The organism is Acidovorax sp., assembly GCF_021287135.1.
Classification (GTDB): domain Bacteria; phylum Pseudomonadota; class Gammaproteobacteria; order Burkholderiales; family Burkholderiaceae_C; genus Acidovorax.
Genome location: NZ_JAJTBB010000035.1, coordinates 1 through 15230, shown reverse-complemented (window position 1 = coordinate 15230; position 15230 = coordinate 1). Strand labels below are relative to the sequence as shown.

Genomic DNA, 15230 nt, shown 5'->3' with positions numbered 1-15230 from the left:
GCGCTGTCGCGCGTGTTTGCGCAAAAGCTGGGGATGTCAGCGCGGGACTGGCGGGAGGCGGTGGACGAAGGGCGCTGACACCCAGCCCAGGCAGCGCCGCCGGGGCACCCAGGAGCCCCTGGCCCCGGTTTTCAAGCCAAAAGCGGCGGATGCGCTAGTGGAATATGCGCAAGCAGCTATTAATTACATAGCAAATAGCCACCCACCGCGCTGCCCCCCTCCACGAGGCGCGTCACGCCTTCTCAGACGTTGATGGCCGCTGCCGACCCGGCCTGCTTGCGCAGCTCGAACTTCTGGATCTTGCCGGTGCTGGTCTTGGGCAGCTCGCCAAACACCACGGCGCGCGGCACCTTGAAGCCCGCCAGGTGCTTCTTGCAGTGCGCCACGATGTCTTCGGGCGTGGTCTGCGCACCGGCCTTCAGCTCCACAAACGCGCAAGGCGTCTCGCCCCACTTGGGGTCGGGCTTGGCCACCACGGCGGCGGCCAACACGTCGGGGTGGCGGTAGAGCACGTCTTCGACCTCGATGGAGGAGATGTTTTCGCCGCCCGAGATGATGATGTCCTTGCTGCGGTCCTTGATCTTGATGTAGCCGTCGGGGTACTGCACGGCCAGGTCGCCGCTGTGGAACCAGCCGCCCGCAAACGCTTCGTCGGTGGCCTTGGGGTTCTTCAGGTAGCCCTTCATGGCGATGTTGCCGCGGAACATGATCTCGCCCATGGTCTCGCCGTCGTGCGGCACGGCTTGCATCGTCTCGGGGTCGAGCACGCGCACGTCGCGCTCCAGGTGGTAGCGCACGCCCTGGCGCGCGTTGAGGCGCGCACGCTCGCCAATGTCGAGCTGGTCCCACGCAGGGTGCTTGGCGCACACCGTGGCCGGGCCGTACACCTCGGTCAGCCCGTAGACGTGGGTCAGGTCAAAGCCCATCTTCTCCATGCCTTCGATCATCGACGCCGGGGGCGCGGCGCCAGCCACCATGGCTTTGACGCCGGCGGGGATGCCCGTCTTCATCGCCTCGGGCGCGTTGACCAGCAGGCCGTGCACGATGGGCGCGCCGCAGTAGTGCGTGACGCCCTGGCTGCGGATGGCGTCGAAGATGGCCTGCGCCTCCACGCGCCGCAGGCAGACGTTGACGCCCGCACGCGCGGCAAGGGTCCAGGGGAAGCACCAGCCGTTGCAGTGAAACATGGGCAGCGTCCACAGGTAGACGGCGTGCTTGGGCATGTCCCACTCCAGCACGTTGCTGATGGCGTTGGTGGCGGCGCCGCGGTGGTGGTAGACCACGCCCTTGGGGTTGCCGGTGGTGCCACTGGTGTAGTTGAGCGCAATGGCGTCCCACTCGTCAGCGGGCAGGCTCCAGGCAAAGGCGGCGTCGCCGCTGGCCAGGAAGGCCTCGTAGTCGGTGCCGCCCAGGCTTTGGGCGGCGGGGCCGTAGAGCGCGTCCTGCACCTCGATCACACGGATGGGTGTGGTGGCGGTGCGCAGGGCCAGCGCCTTGGCCAGGGTGCCGGTGAACTCCGGGTCCACGATCACGGCCTTGGCCTCGCCGTGGTCCAGCATGAAGGCAATCGCCTCCGGGTCCAGCCGGGTGTTGAGCGTGTTGAGCACCGCGCCGGCCATGGGCACGCCAAAGTGCGCCTCGACCATGGGCGGGGTGTTGGGCAGCATCACGGCCACGGTGTCGTTCTTGCCGATGCCTGCGCGGGTGAGCGCGCTGGCCAGCTGGCGGCAGCGCGCGTAGGTCTGGGCCCAGGTCTGGCGCAACGTGCCATGCACGATGGCCAGGCGGTCGGGGTAGACCTCGGCCGTGCGTTCGATGAACGACAGGGGCGACAGGGGGGCAAAGTTGGCTTCGGTGCGGGGCAGATCTTGGTCGTAGATAGAGGTCATGGTCACAGGCACATTGAACAGGACAAAGACGCAGCCTACCGCGCCAGGCTGACTCAAACCCTTCGGCGGCGCAGCTGCTTGACACGGTACATCGCCGCGTCGGCGCTGGCCAGCAGCGTTTGCGCATCCTGTGCGTCGCGCGGGAACAGGCTCATCCCGATGCTCACGCGCACCGGCAGCGGCGCTCCGTTGATCCACTGGGGGGCATCGAACGCCTGCTCCAGCTTGGCGGCCACCTGCAGCGCAGCCTCCTCGGAGTCCACGTTCTCGCACAGCACGGTGAACTCGTCGCCGGCCAGGCGCGCCACGGTGTCGGACTGGCGCACGGCGCCGACGATGGTGCGGGCCACGGCCTGCAGCACCAGATCGCCCACCGCATGGCCGCTGTGGTCATTGATGGACTTGAAGTCGTCCAGGTCCACGAACAGCAGCGCACAGCTGCGCCCGCTGCGGCGCGACAGCTCCAGCGCCTGCACCAGCCGCTGCTCGAACATGCGCCGGTTGGGCAGGCCCGTGAGCCCATCGTGGTGCGCCAGATGTGCCATGGCGTCGCGGCTGGCGTTGAGTTCCGCCATCTGCCGGCGAATCTGCTGCTCCATTTCGTCAAAGCTGCGCGCCAGTTCGCCCACCTCGTCGGCGCGGTGCACGGGCAGCGCACCGTGGGGCCGCCCCTGCGGCAGCGCCTGCGTGGCCCGGACCATGGCCTTGAGCGGCTGCGTCACCAGCCGCGACACCGCCGCGGCCAGCACCACCCCCACGGTGCACAGCACCAGCAGGATCTTCAGGATGCTGCGCCCCAGGTTGGCCACTTCGCCCTGCACGGCCGCCAGCGGCTGCGACAGCCCGACCACCAGAAAACGCCCCTCGCCTTCGCGCCCGTAGGGCATGCGCACGAAAGAGAAAACGCGGGGTTCGTCCCCGTTCTCGGCGGCCTGGCTGAGCACCACCTGTTCCGCCTGCCCCTGGACAAGCGCCGCCACCGGGGGGTAGCTGTCCTGGATCAGGATGCGCTGCCCGCGGTCAAAACCGAACGCCTGGGCGGGGTCCGGGTGCACCAGAAAATCCCCCCAGCGGTTGCTGAGGAAGAAACCGTACGACGCGGGCAGCGCGGCATTGAAATTGCGCAAGAACTGCTGCGCCGCCACGCGCACCACCACCACACCGCGCACCTGGCCGCCCCGCACGACGGGAGATGCCATGCTGAACACGGGCTGCACCGCGTGCTGCTCGCCGCCCTCGTGGTTGATGCCGAACTCCGACACGTAGACCTCATCCTGCCCCAGCGCCAGAGTTTCAAAGAAGAAGGGAAAGTGGGATTTCTCCTGCAGAGCCTCCTCGGGAGCGCGCACGGGGGCACCGCCCTCCCGGTCCATGCGGACCCGCTCCAGGCCATAGTCCTGCACGCCGATGAGCCGCACCTGCAAGTAACTTGGGTGGTTGCGCAGGCTGGCCCGGAACACCTCGGCCAGCGCCTCCCGGTCCTGCTCGATGGCCGCCACGCTGGCCAGAAACGCCGTGTCCCGCGCCACGGTGGAAAACCCCGCCTGCATGTGCCGCGCCAGCACCTGTGTGGTGGCCAGCAGCGCCTGCTCCGCGCGCCCCTGCAGCCGGGCCCGGCTCGAGTCAAAGCTGTAGTACCCCGCCAGCAAGGCCGCCAGCACGCTGAACGACGCGAGCAGCACTGCCAGGCGCTGCGCAATGCCCCAGGGAACGCGTTGCCGCATCAGCGTCCTCCGCCCCGCGCGGGCGCGGCGCAGCGGCACGGCCCCGGGGTTGGCGCGAGCAGGCGGGCCATGCGTCAGAACCTGGACGGCCGGTCGCCCGACAAAATGCGCTGCCACAGCTGGGCCCGGAGCGCCTCGTCCTCCACCGGCTCCAGCCACACGATGGCGCCCATGGGTGCGTCGTCGGACAGCGCGGGCGGCTCGTCGAGCGTGTTGGCCAAGCCCTGGCGCTGCGTGAGCCCGCGGCTCACCCCGGGGTCCAGCATGAAGTTGATCCACGCGGCGGCCAGCGGCAGCTGTGTGCACCGGCGGGTGATGGCCCAGCAGTCCAGCCAGGCCAGCGCCCCCTCGCGCGGCACCACGTAGCCCACATCCAGCCCGGCGTCCCGCAGCTGCTTGAGCTGCTGCTGCCCGTAGTTGGCGTGCATCACGGCGATGTGGTGCTTGCGAAACAGCTCCAGCGATTCTTCGGGCAGGCTGTAGAACGCGCGCACATTGCGGCGCAGCGCGACCAGGTCGCGCGCCAGGTCTGCAAACTGCGCGTCCTGGATGTGAAAGGGCGGCATGCCCCGGCGCATCGCCGCCAGGGAGAACGCATGGCTGCTGCCGTCAAACGCCAGCACCCGCCCCTGCCAGCGCGGCTCCCACAGCACGCCGATGGACCGGGGCGCGGCGGCAAACTGCTGCCGGTCGTAGATGAGCCCCATCTCGGAGTACGTATAGGGCATGCCGTACACCTGATCGCCTGCGGTGAGGCCGGCGATCGAGCCCAGGTTCTGAAAGCGCGGCAGCTGCCGCTGCGTGTTGGGAATCTGCTGGAGAGGCAACGGTGCCAGCAGCTGCTGGCCGGCCAGCCGGGCGATCTCCGCCGTGTTGGCGGCCACCAGGTCAAACCCTCCATCCTGCGGGCTGGCCACCCGGGCCCGCAGCACGTCGTCGGACGACACCGTGGTGATTTCCACCCGGGCGTTGTGGCGCCGCTCGAACCGGGCGACGACATCCGGGTCGGCATAGCCCGGCCAGGACAACACCCGCAGCACTGGGGCTGCCCGCGCCGCCGGCAGCCAGGCCCCCGCCAGCGCCAAGCCCGCCACGTCGCGCCGCCGCAGCCCAGGCCGGCCCCCGGTGCTGGCACCGCCTGCCGCCTGCCGTTGCGCCGTGACCGCCATGCCGAAAGCTCCGCGTCTGAAATATCTGGTAACAAACAGTTTACGCGGACAATAGGCAGGTGACCATCCCACAGTCTTTCATTCAGGAACTGCTTGCCCGCGTGGATGTGGTGGAGGTGGTGGGCCGCTACGTGCAGCTCAAGAAGGGCGGGGCCAATTTCATGGGGCTGTGCCCCTTCCATGGCGAGAAGTCGCCGTCGTTCAGCGTCAGTCCGTCCAAGCAGTTCTACCACTGCTTCGGCTGCGGCAAGAACGGCAATGCGATCGGCTTCCTGATGGACCACGCGGGCATGGGCTTTGTGGAGGCCGTGCAGGACCTGGCCCAGCAGGTGGGCCTGCAGGTGCCGGACGACGACGTGTCGCCCCACGAGCGCGAGCGCGCCGCGGCCGCGCGGCAGAAGCAGGCCACCCTGACCGACGTGCTGGAGAAAGCCGCCGCCGCCTACCAGCGCCACCTGCGCACATCCCAGAGGGCCATCGGCTACTTCAAGGGCCGGGGCGTCTCGGGCGCCATCGCCAAGCGCTACGGGCTGGGCTATGCGCCGGAGGGCTGGCGCAGCCTGGCCAGCGTGTTCCCCAGCTACGACGACCCGCTGCTGGAAGAAAGCGGCCTGGTCATCGTGGGCGAAGACGGGCAGGACAAGCGCTACGACCGGTTCCGCGACCGGGTGATGTTCCCCATCCGCAACGTCAAGGGCGAGTGCATCGGCTTTGGCGGGCGTGTGCTGGGCGACGAGAAGCCCAAATACCTCAACTCCCCCGAAACCCCGGTGTTCCACAAGGGGCGCGAGCTATACGGGCTGTTCGAGGCCCGCACCGCCATCCGCGAGCACGGCTACGCGCTGGTGGCCGAGGGCTACATGGACGTGGTGGCGCTGGCGCAGCTCGGGTTTCCGAACGCCGTGGCCACGCTGGGCACGGCCTGCACGCCCGAGCATGTGCACAAGCTGCTGCGCTTTACCGACGCGGTGGTGTTCAGCTTTGACGGCGACGCCGCCGGCCGCCGCGCGGCGCGCAAGGCGCTGGAAGGCGCCCTGCCCCACGCCAGCGACACGCGCAGCATCAAGTTCCTCTTCCTGCCGGCCGAGCACGACCCCGACAGCTTCATCCGCGAGCAGGGGACCGACGCCTTCGCCCGCGCCGTGGCCGAGGCCGTGCCGCTGAGCCGCTTCCTGGTGGACGCTGCCAGCGACGGTTGCGACCTGACCACCGCCGAAGGCCGCGCCCTGATGGCTGCGCACGCCCGGCCGCTGTGGACAGCCCTGCCGGACGGGGTGCTCAAGCGGCAGGTGCTGGGCGAGCTGGCGGACCTGACCCAGCTGCCAGCGCAGGACCTGTCGGACCTGTGGGGGCAGGCCAACAGCCACGAAGCCCCCCGCGCGGCGCCACCGGCCGGCCATGGCAGCGCATCGGCCCGGCACGCCGCCCCCGCCCATGAGCAGGAAGCACCGCCCTGGGAAAACCCGCCCGATGCCGCCCCCCACTGGGCAGCGCAGGGCGAACCCGCCGGGGGCGGATACGGGGGAAGCAGCTATGGCGGCAAGCCGCCATTTCGCAAGTCGGGCGACTGGAAAGGCAGCTGGAAACGGCGGGACAAGGACGCGCCCTGGCCGCCCCAGCCTCGCCTGCCGCGCACCCCGACGGCCAGCCGCACCGACCACGCGGCGCGGCTGCTGCTGTCGCACATGGGATTTCTGGAGGAGCTGACCCACGACGACCACAGCGCCCTGTGCGCCCGGCCGTCGCCGCACGGCCCGCTGTTCAGCTGGCTGGAAGCGCAGTTCCACGAACACGGCCCGCTACCCTGGGCGGTGCTGCGCGAAAGCCTGCGCGACCACGAGTGCGAAGCGCTGGCAGTGAAGGTGATGACGGGCTCGCACGCGCAAACCGAGGGCGACCTGCACGAGCTGCGCGCAGAACTGCGCGATCTGCTCAACCGCATGCAGATCGAAGACATCGAGGAACAGCAAAAGCTGCTGATGCTCCAGGCCGCCCAGGACCCGACGGCTTTGGAGCGCTACCGCGCGCTGGAGCAAAAGCGCAAGGTTCTTCTGGGCGTGGCCGCCAAGGCCGCTTGAAATTCGCCAAGGCGCTATAATGTAAGGTTAGTTAGCGGCAAGAGCGACAGCAGCACCTCCGAGCCGGGCCACCGCGAAACAGCGTATCTATGCGCTGATGGGCCCACTTATCGCAAGGACTGCACACCAAATGATCGCCCAGACATCTTGCCCCTGAGGGCCTCCCTCAAAGCGCGAAAACCTTGCATTTTCGCGTTGTCACCCGCGCCGGGAACCTGTGGCGCTTGCGTTTTCTTTGTGTCCGTTTTTGAACCTGAGGTTGCCCATGCCCGCTCAAAAGTCCGCGAAGCCACTCAAGTCTGCTCCCGGCGCCGCCGCCAAGGCTGCCTCCAAAACCGCTGCCAAAGCACCGGCCAAAGCCGCTCCCGCCAAAAAGGCGGCGGCTGCAGCCCCTGCACCGGCTGCCAAGAAAGTGAAGACCGTGTCCGCAAAAAGTACTGCCGAGCTGATCAAAGCTGCCGATGAGTTGCTGAAGAAGAAGCCCACCCGCGCCAAGGCCGCGCCGGCCGCTGCCGCCGAAGCCGACGCCGAAGAAGCCCCCAAGAAACGCCCCGGCCGCCCCGCCAAGGCCGCCACCGCCGCGGAAGGCAAGGCCCCCGCCAAGCGGGGCCGCAAGCCCAAGGCCGCTGCCGCCAGCGAAGAAGGCGACGACACCGACCTGTCCGACATCGAAGCCGACCTGGAAGGCGAGGTTGAAGAGGTGCCCGAGGCTGCCGCCACGGTGGAAAAGGTCAAGCCCCTGCGCATGAAGATCAGCAAGGCCAAGGAGCGGGCCTTGATGAAGGAATTCGGCCTGGACGAGACCGTCCTGTCCGAGGAAGACCTGGCCAAGCGCCGCTCGCGCCTGAAGGCCCTGATCAAGCTGGGCAAGACGCGCGGCTACCTCACGCACGTGGAAATCAACGACCACCTGCCCGACAAGCTGGTCGATGCCGAAACGCTGGAAGCCGTCATCACCACGCTGAACGACCTGGGCGTGGCGGTGTATGAACAGACCCCCGATGCCGAGGCGCTGATCATCACCGACAACGCCCCCACGGGCGCCAGCGAAGAGGAAGCCGAAGAAGCCGCGGAAGCCGCCCTGTCCACCGTGGACTCGGAATTCGGCCGCACCACCGACCCCGTGCGCATGTACATGCGCGAAATGGGCACGGTGGAACTGCTCACGCGCGAAGGCGAAATCGAGATCGCCAAGCGCATCGAAGGCGGCCTGCAGGCCATGATGGAGGCGATCAGCGCATCGCCCGCCACCATTGCCGAAATCCTGAACATGGGCGAGGAAATCCGCGAAGGCAAGGTGGTCATCTCCACCATCGTGGACGGCTTCTCCAACCCCAACGAGGCCGACGACTACGTGGCCGAGGAAGACTTCGACGAGTTCGACGAGGCCGACGATGACGACGGCAAGGGCGGCTCCAAGGCGCTGACCAAGAAGCTCGAAGAACTCAAGAAGCAGGCGCTGGAGCGCTTTGACAAGCTGCGCGAGCTGTTCGAGAAGGTGCACAAGGTCTACGACAAGGAAGGCTACGGCACGCCCGCCTACGTCAAGGCCCAGCATGCCCTGTCGGCCGAGCTGATGACCATCCGCTTCACCGCCAAGACCATCGAGAAGCTATGCGACATGGTGCGCGGCCAGGTGGACGATGTGCGCAAGAAGGAGCGCGAGCTGCGCCGCATCATCGTGGACAAGTGCGGCATGCCGCAGGAAACCTTCATCAAGGAGTTCCCGCCCAACCTGCTGAACCTGAAGTGGGTGGAAAAGCAGGCCGCCGCCGGCAAGCCGTGGAGCACGGTGATGGCGCGCAACATCCCGCCCATCCAGGAACTGCAGCAAAAGCTGATGGACCTGCAGGCGCGCGTGGTGGTGCCGCTGTCCGAGCTCAAGGACATCAACAAGCGCATGAACGAGGGCGAGGCCACCTCGCGCGACGCGAAGAAGGAGATGATCGAGGCCAACCTGCGCCTGGTGATCTCCATCGCCAAGAAGTACACCAACCGCGGCCTGCAGTTCCTGGACCTGATCCAGGAAGGCAACATCGGCCTGATGAAGGCGGTGGACAAGTTCGAATACCGCCGCGGCTACAAGTTCTCGACGTATGCCACGTGGTGGATCCGCCAGGCCATCACCCGCTCGATCGCCGACCAGGCGCGCACCATCCGGATTCCGGTGCACATGATCGAGACGATCAACAAGATGAACCGCATCAGCCGCCAGCACTTGCAAGAGTTTGGCTTTGAGCCCGATGCGTCCATCCTGGCGGCCAAGATGGAGATCCCTGAGGACAAGATCCGCAAGATCATGAAGATCGCCAAGGAGCCAATCTCCATGGAAACGCCCATCGGGGACGACGACGACAGCCACCTGGGCGACTTCATCGAGGACGGTGCCAACACCGCCCCTATCGAAGCCGCCATGCAGGCCGGCCTGCGCGACGTGGTCAAGGACATCCTGGACGGCCTCACGCCGCGCGAAGCCAAGGTGCTGCGCATGCGCTTCGGCATCGAGATGACCAGCGACCACACGCTGGAAGAAGTGGGCAAGCAGTTTGACGTGACGCGCGAGCGCATCCGCCAAATAGAAGCCAAGGCGCTGCGCAAGCTCAAGCACCCCTCGCGCTCGGACAAGCTGCGCAGCTTCATCGACTCGCTGTAAACCACACCCTGCGCCAGGCCGCCAGCGGCCTGCCCACCACGGCCCTGCCCCGCTCTGCGGCGCAGGGCTTTTTTGTGGGTGCCGCGCGGGCCAGGCGCCCCGCGTTTACCCCGACGCCATCGACAGCAAATTGACAGTTTGTAACGTAACCATTGCACACTGCGGAGAGAGACTGCAGCGCCACGCGGCCCTCTGCAAGGCCGGGGCCGGGGCCGGCCCAGCGCCTTCTGCGCCCGCTCCACGATCCGCCCACCTTTTGCGAGACACCGTATGACCTTCTTGCACCGCCGCCAGCTCCTCGCCCGCGCCGCCGCCACTGCTGTGGCCACGCTGGGCGCATCTGCCACCCTGCCCACATGGGCACAGGCCGCCGGCGCGGCGGCGCGGGGCGCGCAGCCCCACGCCAAGGCCGGCAAGCTGGCCGGCACGCTGCGCATCGTGATCCCCGCCAACCCGGGCGGCGGGTGGGACCAGACGGGCCGCGCGCTGGGCGCGGCCCTGGTGGCCGTGGGCGCGGCGGACCAGATTGACTACGAGAACATCGGCGGCAAGGGCGGCACCATCGGCCTCGCCAAATATGCCGAGAAGTACGGCAACGACGCCAACACGTTGCTGATGGGCGGCATGGTCATGGTGGGCGCGGTGGCCCTGCAAAAGCCCGCCGTGGACATGTCGCACATCCAGCCGCTGGCCCGGCTGACCAGCGACTACCTGGTGGCGGCCGTGGCGGCCAACTCGCCCCTCAAGACCACCAAAGACCTGGCCGATGCGATGCGCACCCACCTGCGCACGCTGCCGGTGGCCGGCGGTTCGGCCGGCGGGGTGGACCACATCTTTGCGGGCGTGCTGGCCCGCGCGTGCAAGGCCAATCCGGAAGACCTGGCCTACAAGCCGTTTGCCAGCGGCACCGAAGTGGTGGACGCCCTGGTGGCCGGCAACGCGGCCGTGGGCCTGTCGGGCTACAGCGAGTTCAGCGACGCCATCGCGGCGGGCAAGCTGCGGCCCATTGGCGTGTCGGCCCGGCGCAGCGCGTTTGGCCTGCCGGCCTTCCGCGAACAGGGGCTGGACGCCACCATGGCCAACTGGCGCGGCGTGTTCACGGGCAAGGGCGTGCCGGCCGCACGCGCCGCCGAGATGCTGGCAGCTGTGGAAGCCGCCACTGGGCACGAGTCCTGGCAGCGCACGCTCAAGCAGAATCGGTGGGAACCCTCTTGGCTCGCGGGCAAGGATTTGTCAGAGTTCATGGAACTGGACCTCACCACGGCGCGCGTCATGGTGTACCTGCTCAAGCTCAAGCCCTGAAGCGGCGGGCCCCTGCCCCGCCTGGGCTTTGTTGCACAACGACTGGAGGGAGCCGCCGATGAAGATGTCCGACCACTCCATTGGCGTGCGCATGGCCACGGCGCTGGGCCTGGTGCTGGCGCTGCTGCTGGGCGCCGCACTGTTCGGCATCGCGGCGCTGTACCGGGCCGTGGGCACCTACGAGACCACCGTGCAGGAGCGCATGGCGCAGGAGCGCGCCGTGAGCCGCATGGAAAACGACTTCAAGTCCCAGGTGCTGGAATGGAAGAACACGCTGCTGCGCGGCGAGGATTCGCGCAAGCGCGAGCTGCATTGGGCCGCCTTCCAGGCCAGTGAAAAGCGCGTGGCCGACGCCGCCCGCGCGCTGGAGCCCCAGCTGACCGACGCGCAGGAAAAGGCCGCGCTGCAGAAGTTCACGCAGGCGCACACCCAGATGGCGCAGGGCTACCGCAAGGGGTTCGAGGTGTTCCAGTCGCTGGGCTTCGTGCCTTCGGCCGGCGATGCCGATGTGGCCGACATCGACCAGGGCCCGGCCCAGCTGCTGACCGCGCTCAGCCAGCAGGTGGCCGCCAGCAGTGCCGCCATTGCACAGGCCGCGGCGCAAGAGGCGCGCGGCGCGCTCGTGAGCAGCCTGGCGGCACTGGCCCTGGTCACGGCCCTGGGCGTGTGCGCGGGCTGGCTGCTGACCCGCTCGGTGGTGCGCCCGCTGGGGGTGGCGGTGTCGCTCGCGCACAAGGTGGCGGCGGGCGACCTGACCACCGCAATCCACGCCGAGGGGCGCGACGAGCCCGCACGGCTGCTGGAGGCCCTGCGCGCCATGCAGGACAACCTGGAGGCCGTGGTGGCCGGCGTGCGCAGCAACGCCGAGGGTGTGGCCAACGCCAGCGCCGAGATCGCCCAGGGCAATGCCGACCTGAGCGCACGCACCGAGCAGCAGGCTTCGTCGCTGGACGAGACCACGTCGTCCATGCAGCAGCTGCAGTCCACCGTGCAGCAAAACGCAGCCAACGCGCAGCGCGCGAGCGAGCTGGCCCGCAACGGCACGGCGGTGGCCCGACGCGGCGGCGAGGTGGTGACGCAGATGGTGGACGTGGTGCAGGGCATTCAGGAAAGCTCGCGCCGCATTGCCGACATCATTGGCGTGATCGACGGCATCGCCTTTCAGACCAACATCCTGGCGCTGAACGCCGCCGTGGAGGCCGCGCGGGCCGGCGAGCAGGGCCGCGGGTTTGCGGTGGTGGCCAGCGAGGTGCGCAGCCTGGCCACCCGCAGCGCCAGCGCCGCGCGCGAGATCAAGGCCCTGATCCAGACCAGCGTGGAGCGCGTGCAGGCCGGCTCCGACCTGGCGGGCAGCGCAGGCGCCACCATGGCCGAGGTGGTGGATTCCATCCAGGGCGTGAGCGCGCTGATGCAAGACATCAGCCAAGCCAGCGCCGCCCAGACCCAGGACATGCTGCGGGTGACGCAGGCCATCGTCCGCATGGACGAAGCCACCCAGCAGAATGCCGCGCTGGTGGAGGAAAGCGCCGCCGCGGCCGGCAGCCTGAGCGGTCAGGCCCGCCAGCTGGTGGAGGCGGTAGCGGTGTTCCGGCTGCGGCAACAGCAGCATCCATCTGCCGGGCAGGCAGCGCTGCCGCCACCGCGGGCGGGATGATTGCTATCAAAATAGTAGCTGCCAGCGCTTGCCAGATAAGCGCTAGAGCCCTAAAACACTTCAAACCGCAGGTCGGGTGAGCGCAGCGCACCCCGGCATGCGCCCGGCACCAGGGGCTCGCGCCGCCTGCCCTCGCCGCCGTCCAACAGCCGTCAAGCGATGGCCCCGGCAGCCTGCAGCGCGGCCACGTCATCGGCCGTGTAGCCCAGGCCCTGCAGCAGCTCGGCCGTGTGCTGGCCCAGGCGGGGCGGATCGCTGCGCACATCCAGCCGCTTGCCGGCCATGCGCAGCGGCATCAGCGTGACCTGGGCCGACTGGCCGGCACGCTCGCCGTCGGGCAGCGTGATGTCCGCCAGGCCGCCCGTGGCCTGCAGGTGCGGGTCGTCAAACAGCTCCTCGGGCCGGCGGATGGGAGCAAACGGCAGGCCGTGGCGCTCGAAGACGGCCGCCAGCTCATCGGCCGTGTGCTGCGCCAGGCGCTCGCGCAGCACGGGCATCAGCGTGGGGCGGGCGCGCACGCGGTCGTTGTTGGTGGCCAGGCGGGCATCCGCCTTCAGGTCGGCATAGCCCATGGCATCGCAGAAGGTTTGCCACTGCGCGTCGCTCACGGCGGCCAGAAAGATCTGCCCGCCGTCCTTCACGCTGAACACGTCGTACACGGCCCAGGACGAGATGCGGTCGGGCATGGGCGCGGCGGGCTTGCCGGTGACGGCGTACTGCATCATGTGCTGGCCGACCAGGAAGACGTTGTTCTCGAACAGGGCCGAGTCCACCTCCTGCCCGCGCCCGGTGATGCCGCGCTGCATCAGCGCGGCCATGGCGCCAATGGCGCCGAACATGCCGCCCATGATGTCGTTCACGCTGCTGCCCGCGCGCAGCGGGTCGCCGGGGCGGCCGGTCATGTAGGCCAGGCCGCCCATCATCTGCACCACTTCATCGAGCGCGGTGCGGTGCTCATACGGGCCGGGCAGAAAGCCGGTGTGGTTCACATAGATGAGGCGCGGGTTGGCCTGGCTCAGCGCGGCGTAGTCCAGGCCGTACTTGGCCATCACGCCGGGCTTGAAGTTCTGCGCCACCACGTCGGCCGAGGCCGCGAGCTTGCGCGCCACCGTGAGCCCCTGCGGGCTGCGCAGGTCGATGGCGATGCTCTTCTTGTTGCGGTTGAACATGGGGAAAAACCCCGCCCCGGCGCCCAGCAGGTGGCGCGTGCGGTCGCCATCCACGGGCTCGACCTTGATGACTTCCGCCCCCAGATCGGCCAGCACCATGCCGCAGGTGGGGCCCATGACCATGTGGGTGAACTCCACCACCCGCAGGCCTTCAAGCGGCAGGCGGGCGGTGGAAGGAGCTGCGGGTGTGTCGTGCATGGTCAGAGCGTCTGGTGAAGAGAAAGAAGGTCCGGAAGTCGCTGCCGCGCGCAGCGCCATGGGTGTGGCATTTTGCGGCACCCCGGCCTGCGGCGGGCTGCCACGCAGGGCATCCCCCGCAGCAGTGGCCGGTGGTTCCACGCGCTGGGGGCGCGGCGGCAAGCCCCGAAGCCCGTTGCGTCGACCGCTCCCGGGAACCGTGGCCGGATTGCAACAGTTTCTGTACCGCCGGGCGTTTTTCCGGGGCTAGCGCATACGTGGTGTACGTTCTGAGCTACTAAACTTGTAGCAAAACAGGTTCCGCGCTATAGTCGCAGCGCATCGGCGGGCCCGGACCGCGCCCGCCCGACCTGACTGAATCGAACCGATCCAACACTTGCGCGAGGAGAAGCGTCCATGAGCTCCAAAGAAAATGCCGCCATCAACCAGTTGTTCGAGCGCCTTGAATGCCGTTATGCGCTGCGCGTGCTGTGGGCGCTGAAGGACGGCCATCCCCAGACGTTCCGCCTGTTGCAGGACAGCGTGGGCGGCATCACCCCCAACACGCTCAACACCCGCATCAAGGAACTGCGCGAGGCCGGCTTCGTGGACCATGGCAGTGACGGCTACACGGTCACGCCGTCGGGCGCCGACCTGCTCAAGCGCCTGTCGGACGTACAGGCGTTCGCCACCCGCTGGGTGGCCGGCCGCGCCAAAAAGCCCTGAGCCGTCCGCGCCTACCGCGCTGGCGCAGCCCCTGCCCCGCGGCACGGCCGCTAGAATTTCGCCTCCAATAGCTTCTACCGCTCACCGCAACAGCGCTAGAAGCTATATTTTTAATAGCAATCGAGGAGCATTTTCATGGCACTGACCACCACCCCGTCCGGCCTGCAGTACGAAGACACCACCGTGGGCGAAGGCGCAGAGGCCACCAAGGGCCAGAACGTGTCGGTGCACTACACCGGCTGGCTCTACAACAACGGTGAGCAGGGAGCCAAGTTCGACTCCAGCCGCGACCGCAACGATCCGTTCCAGTTCGCGCTGGGTGCCGGCATGGTCATCAAGGGTTGGGACGAAGGCGTGCAAGGGATGAAGGTGGGCGGCCAGCGCACTCTGATCATCCCCGCAGCCCTGGGCTACGGCGCGCGCGGCGCGGGCGGCGTCATCCCGCCCAACGCCACGCTGAAGTTCGATGTGGAACTGCTGAAAGTCGGCCGCTGACCTGGGGGCGCGCCCCAGACTGGCAACCAGGCGGCCCTTTCGGCCGCCTTTTCTTTGGTTCTTCACGGATTAGCGGGGTAAGCCACCCCAGAGGCAAAAAAACAGCGGTGACATCTCAAGCAAGATGGTTGTGCGACCAATCATCAAACTTCAGAGCACCGCTGCATGCATAAGAATACAGGCTGGCTGGACCT

The 15230-nt window shown here is 68.1% G+C and carries 10 protein-coding genes; 6 read left to right on the top strand and 4 right to left on the bottom strand.

The features are described from left to right. Positions 1-242: 242 nt before the first annotated feature. From LWW96_RS09075 to LWW96_RS09065, 3 genes are all read right to left on the bottom strand, one after another. Entirely contained in the window at positions 243-1889 is a 1647-nt protein-coding gene (locus LWW96_RS09075; RefSeq protein ID WP_291486152.1) for an acyl-CoA synthetase, read from the bottom strand. A gap of 53 nt (positions 1890-1942) precedes the next feature. Next, positions 1943-3613 carry a diguanylate cyclase gene (locus tag LWW96_RS09070; protein ID WP_291486151.1) on the bottom strand — a complete coding sequence of 557 codons (1671 nt, stop codon included), beginning with the start codon at positions 3611-3613 and terminating at the stop codon, positions 1943-1945. A gap of 74 nt (positions 3614-3687) precedes the next feature. Beyond that, positions 3688-4782, bottom strand: a complete 1095-nt coding sequence (locus LWW96_RS09065) for an extracellular solute-binding protein (RefSeq protein ID WP_291486149.1) — start codon at positions 4780-4782, stop codon at positions 3688-3690. A 59-nt stretch (positions 4783-4841) separates the two neighbouring features. On the opposite strand from LWW96_RS09065, the gene dnaG reads away from it, so the two are divergent. The 4 genes from dnaG (at position 4842) to LWW96_RS09045 (ending at position 12469) form a co-directional block, all read left to right on the top strand. Further along, positions 4842-6860 carry a DNA primase gene (gene dnaG / locus LWW96_RS09060; protein WP_291486147.1) on the top strand — a complete coding sequence of 673 codons (2019 nt, stop codon included), beginning with the start codon at positions 4842-4844 and terminating at the stop codon, positions 6858-6860. 265 nt (positions 6861-7125) lie between these two features. Further along, positions 7126-9513, top strand: a complete 2388-nt coding sequence (gene rpoD / locus LWW96_RS09055; RefSeq protein WP_291486146.1) for an RNA polymerase sigma factor RpoD — start codon at positions 7126-7128, stop codon at positions 9511-9513. A gap of 270 nt (positions 9514-9783) precedes the next feature. Continuing rightward, the gene (locus LWW96_RS09050) at positions 9784-10815 is read left to right on the top strand and encodes a tripartite tricarboxylate transporter substrate-binding protein (RefSeq protein WP_291486144.1); all 1032 of its coding nucleotides are present in this window, start codon (positions 9784-9786) and stop codon (positions 10813-10815) included. A gap of 58 nt (positions 10816-10873) precedes the next feature. Further along, positions 10874-12469 (top strand): methyl-accepting chemotaxis protein, encoded by a 1596-nt coding sequence (locus tag LWW96_RS09045; protein WP_291486142.1) that lies wholly within the window; start codon positions 10874-10876, stop codon positions 12467-12469. Positions 12470-12621: 152 nt separating this feature from the next. Here LWW96_RS09045 and LWW96_RS09040 read toward each other — a convergent pair whose 3' ends face one another. After that, on the bottom strand, positions 12622-13836 hold the full coding sequence (locus LWW96_RS09040; RefSeq protein ID WP_291486141.1) for a CaiB/BaiF CoA-transferase family protein: 1215 nt from the start codon (positions 13834-13836) through the stop codon (positions 12622-12624). Positions 13837-14232: 396 nt separating this feature from the next. On the opposite strand from LWW96_RS09040, the gene LWW96_RS09035 reads away from it, so the two are divergent. Both LWW96_RS09035 and LWW96_RS09030 read left to right on the top strand, forming a co-directional pair. After that, entirely contained in the window at positions 14233-14541 is a 309-nt protein-coding gene (locus LWW96_RS09035; protein ID WP_291486138.1) for a winged helix-turn-helix transcriptional regulator, read from the top strand. Positions 14542-14676: 135 nt separating this feature from the next. Further along, positions 14677-15036: an FKBP-type peptidyl-prolyl cis-trans isomerase gene (locus LWW96_RS09030; protein ID WP_291486136.1), complete on the top strand. Its 360-nt coding sequence runs from the start codon at positions 14677-14679 to the stop codon at positions 15034-15036. Positions 15037-15230: the final 194 nt, after the last annotated feature.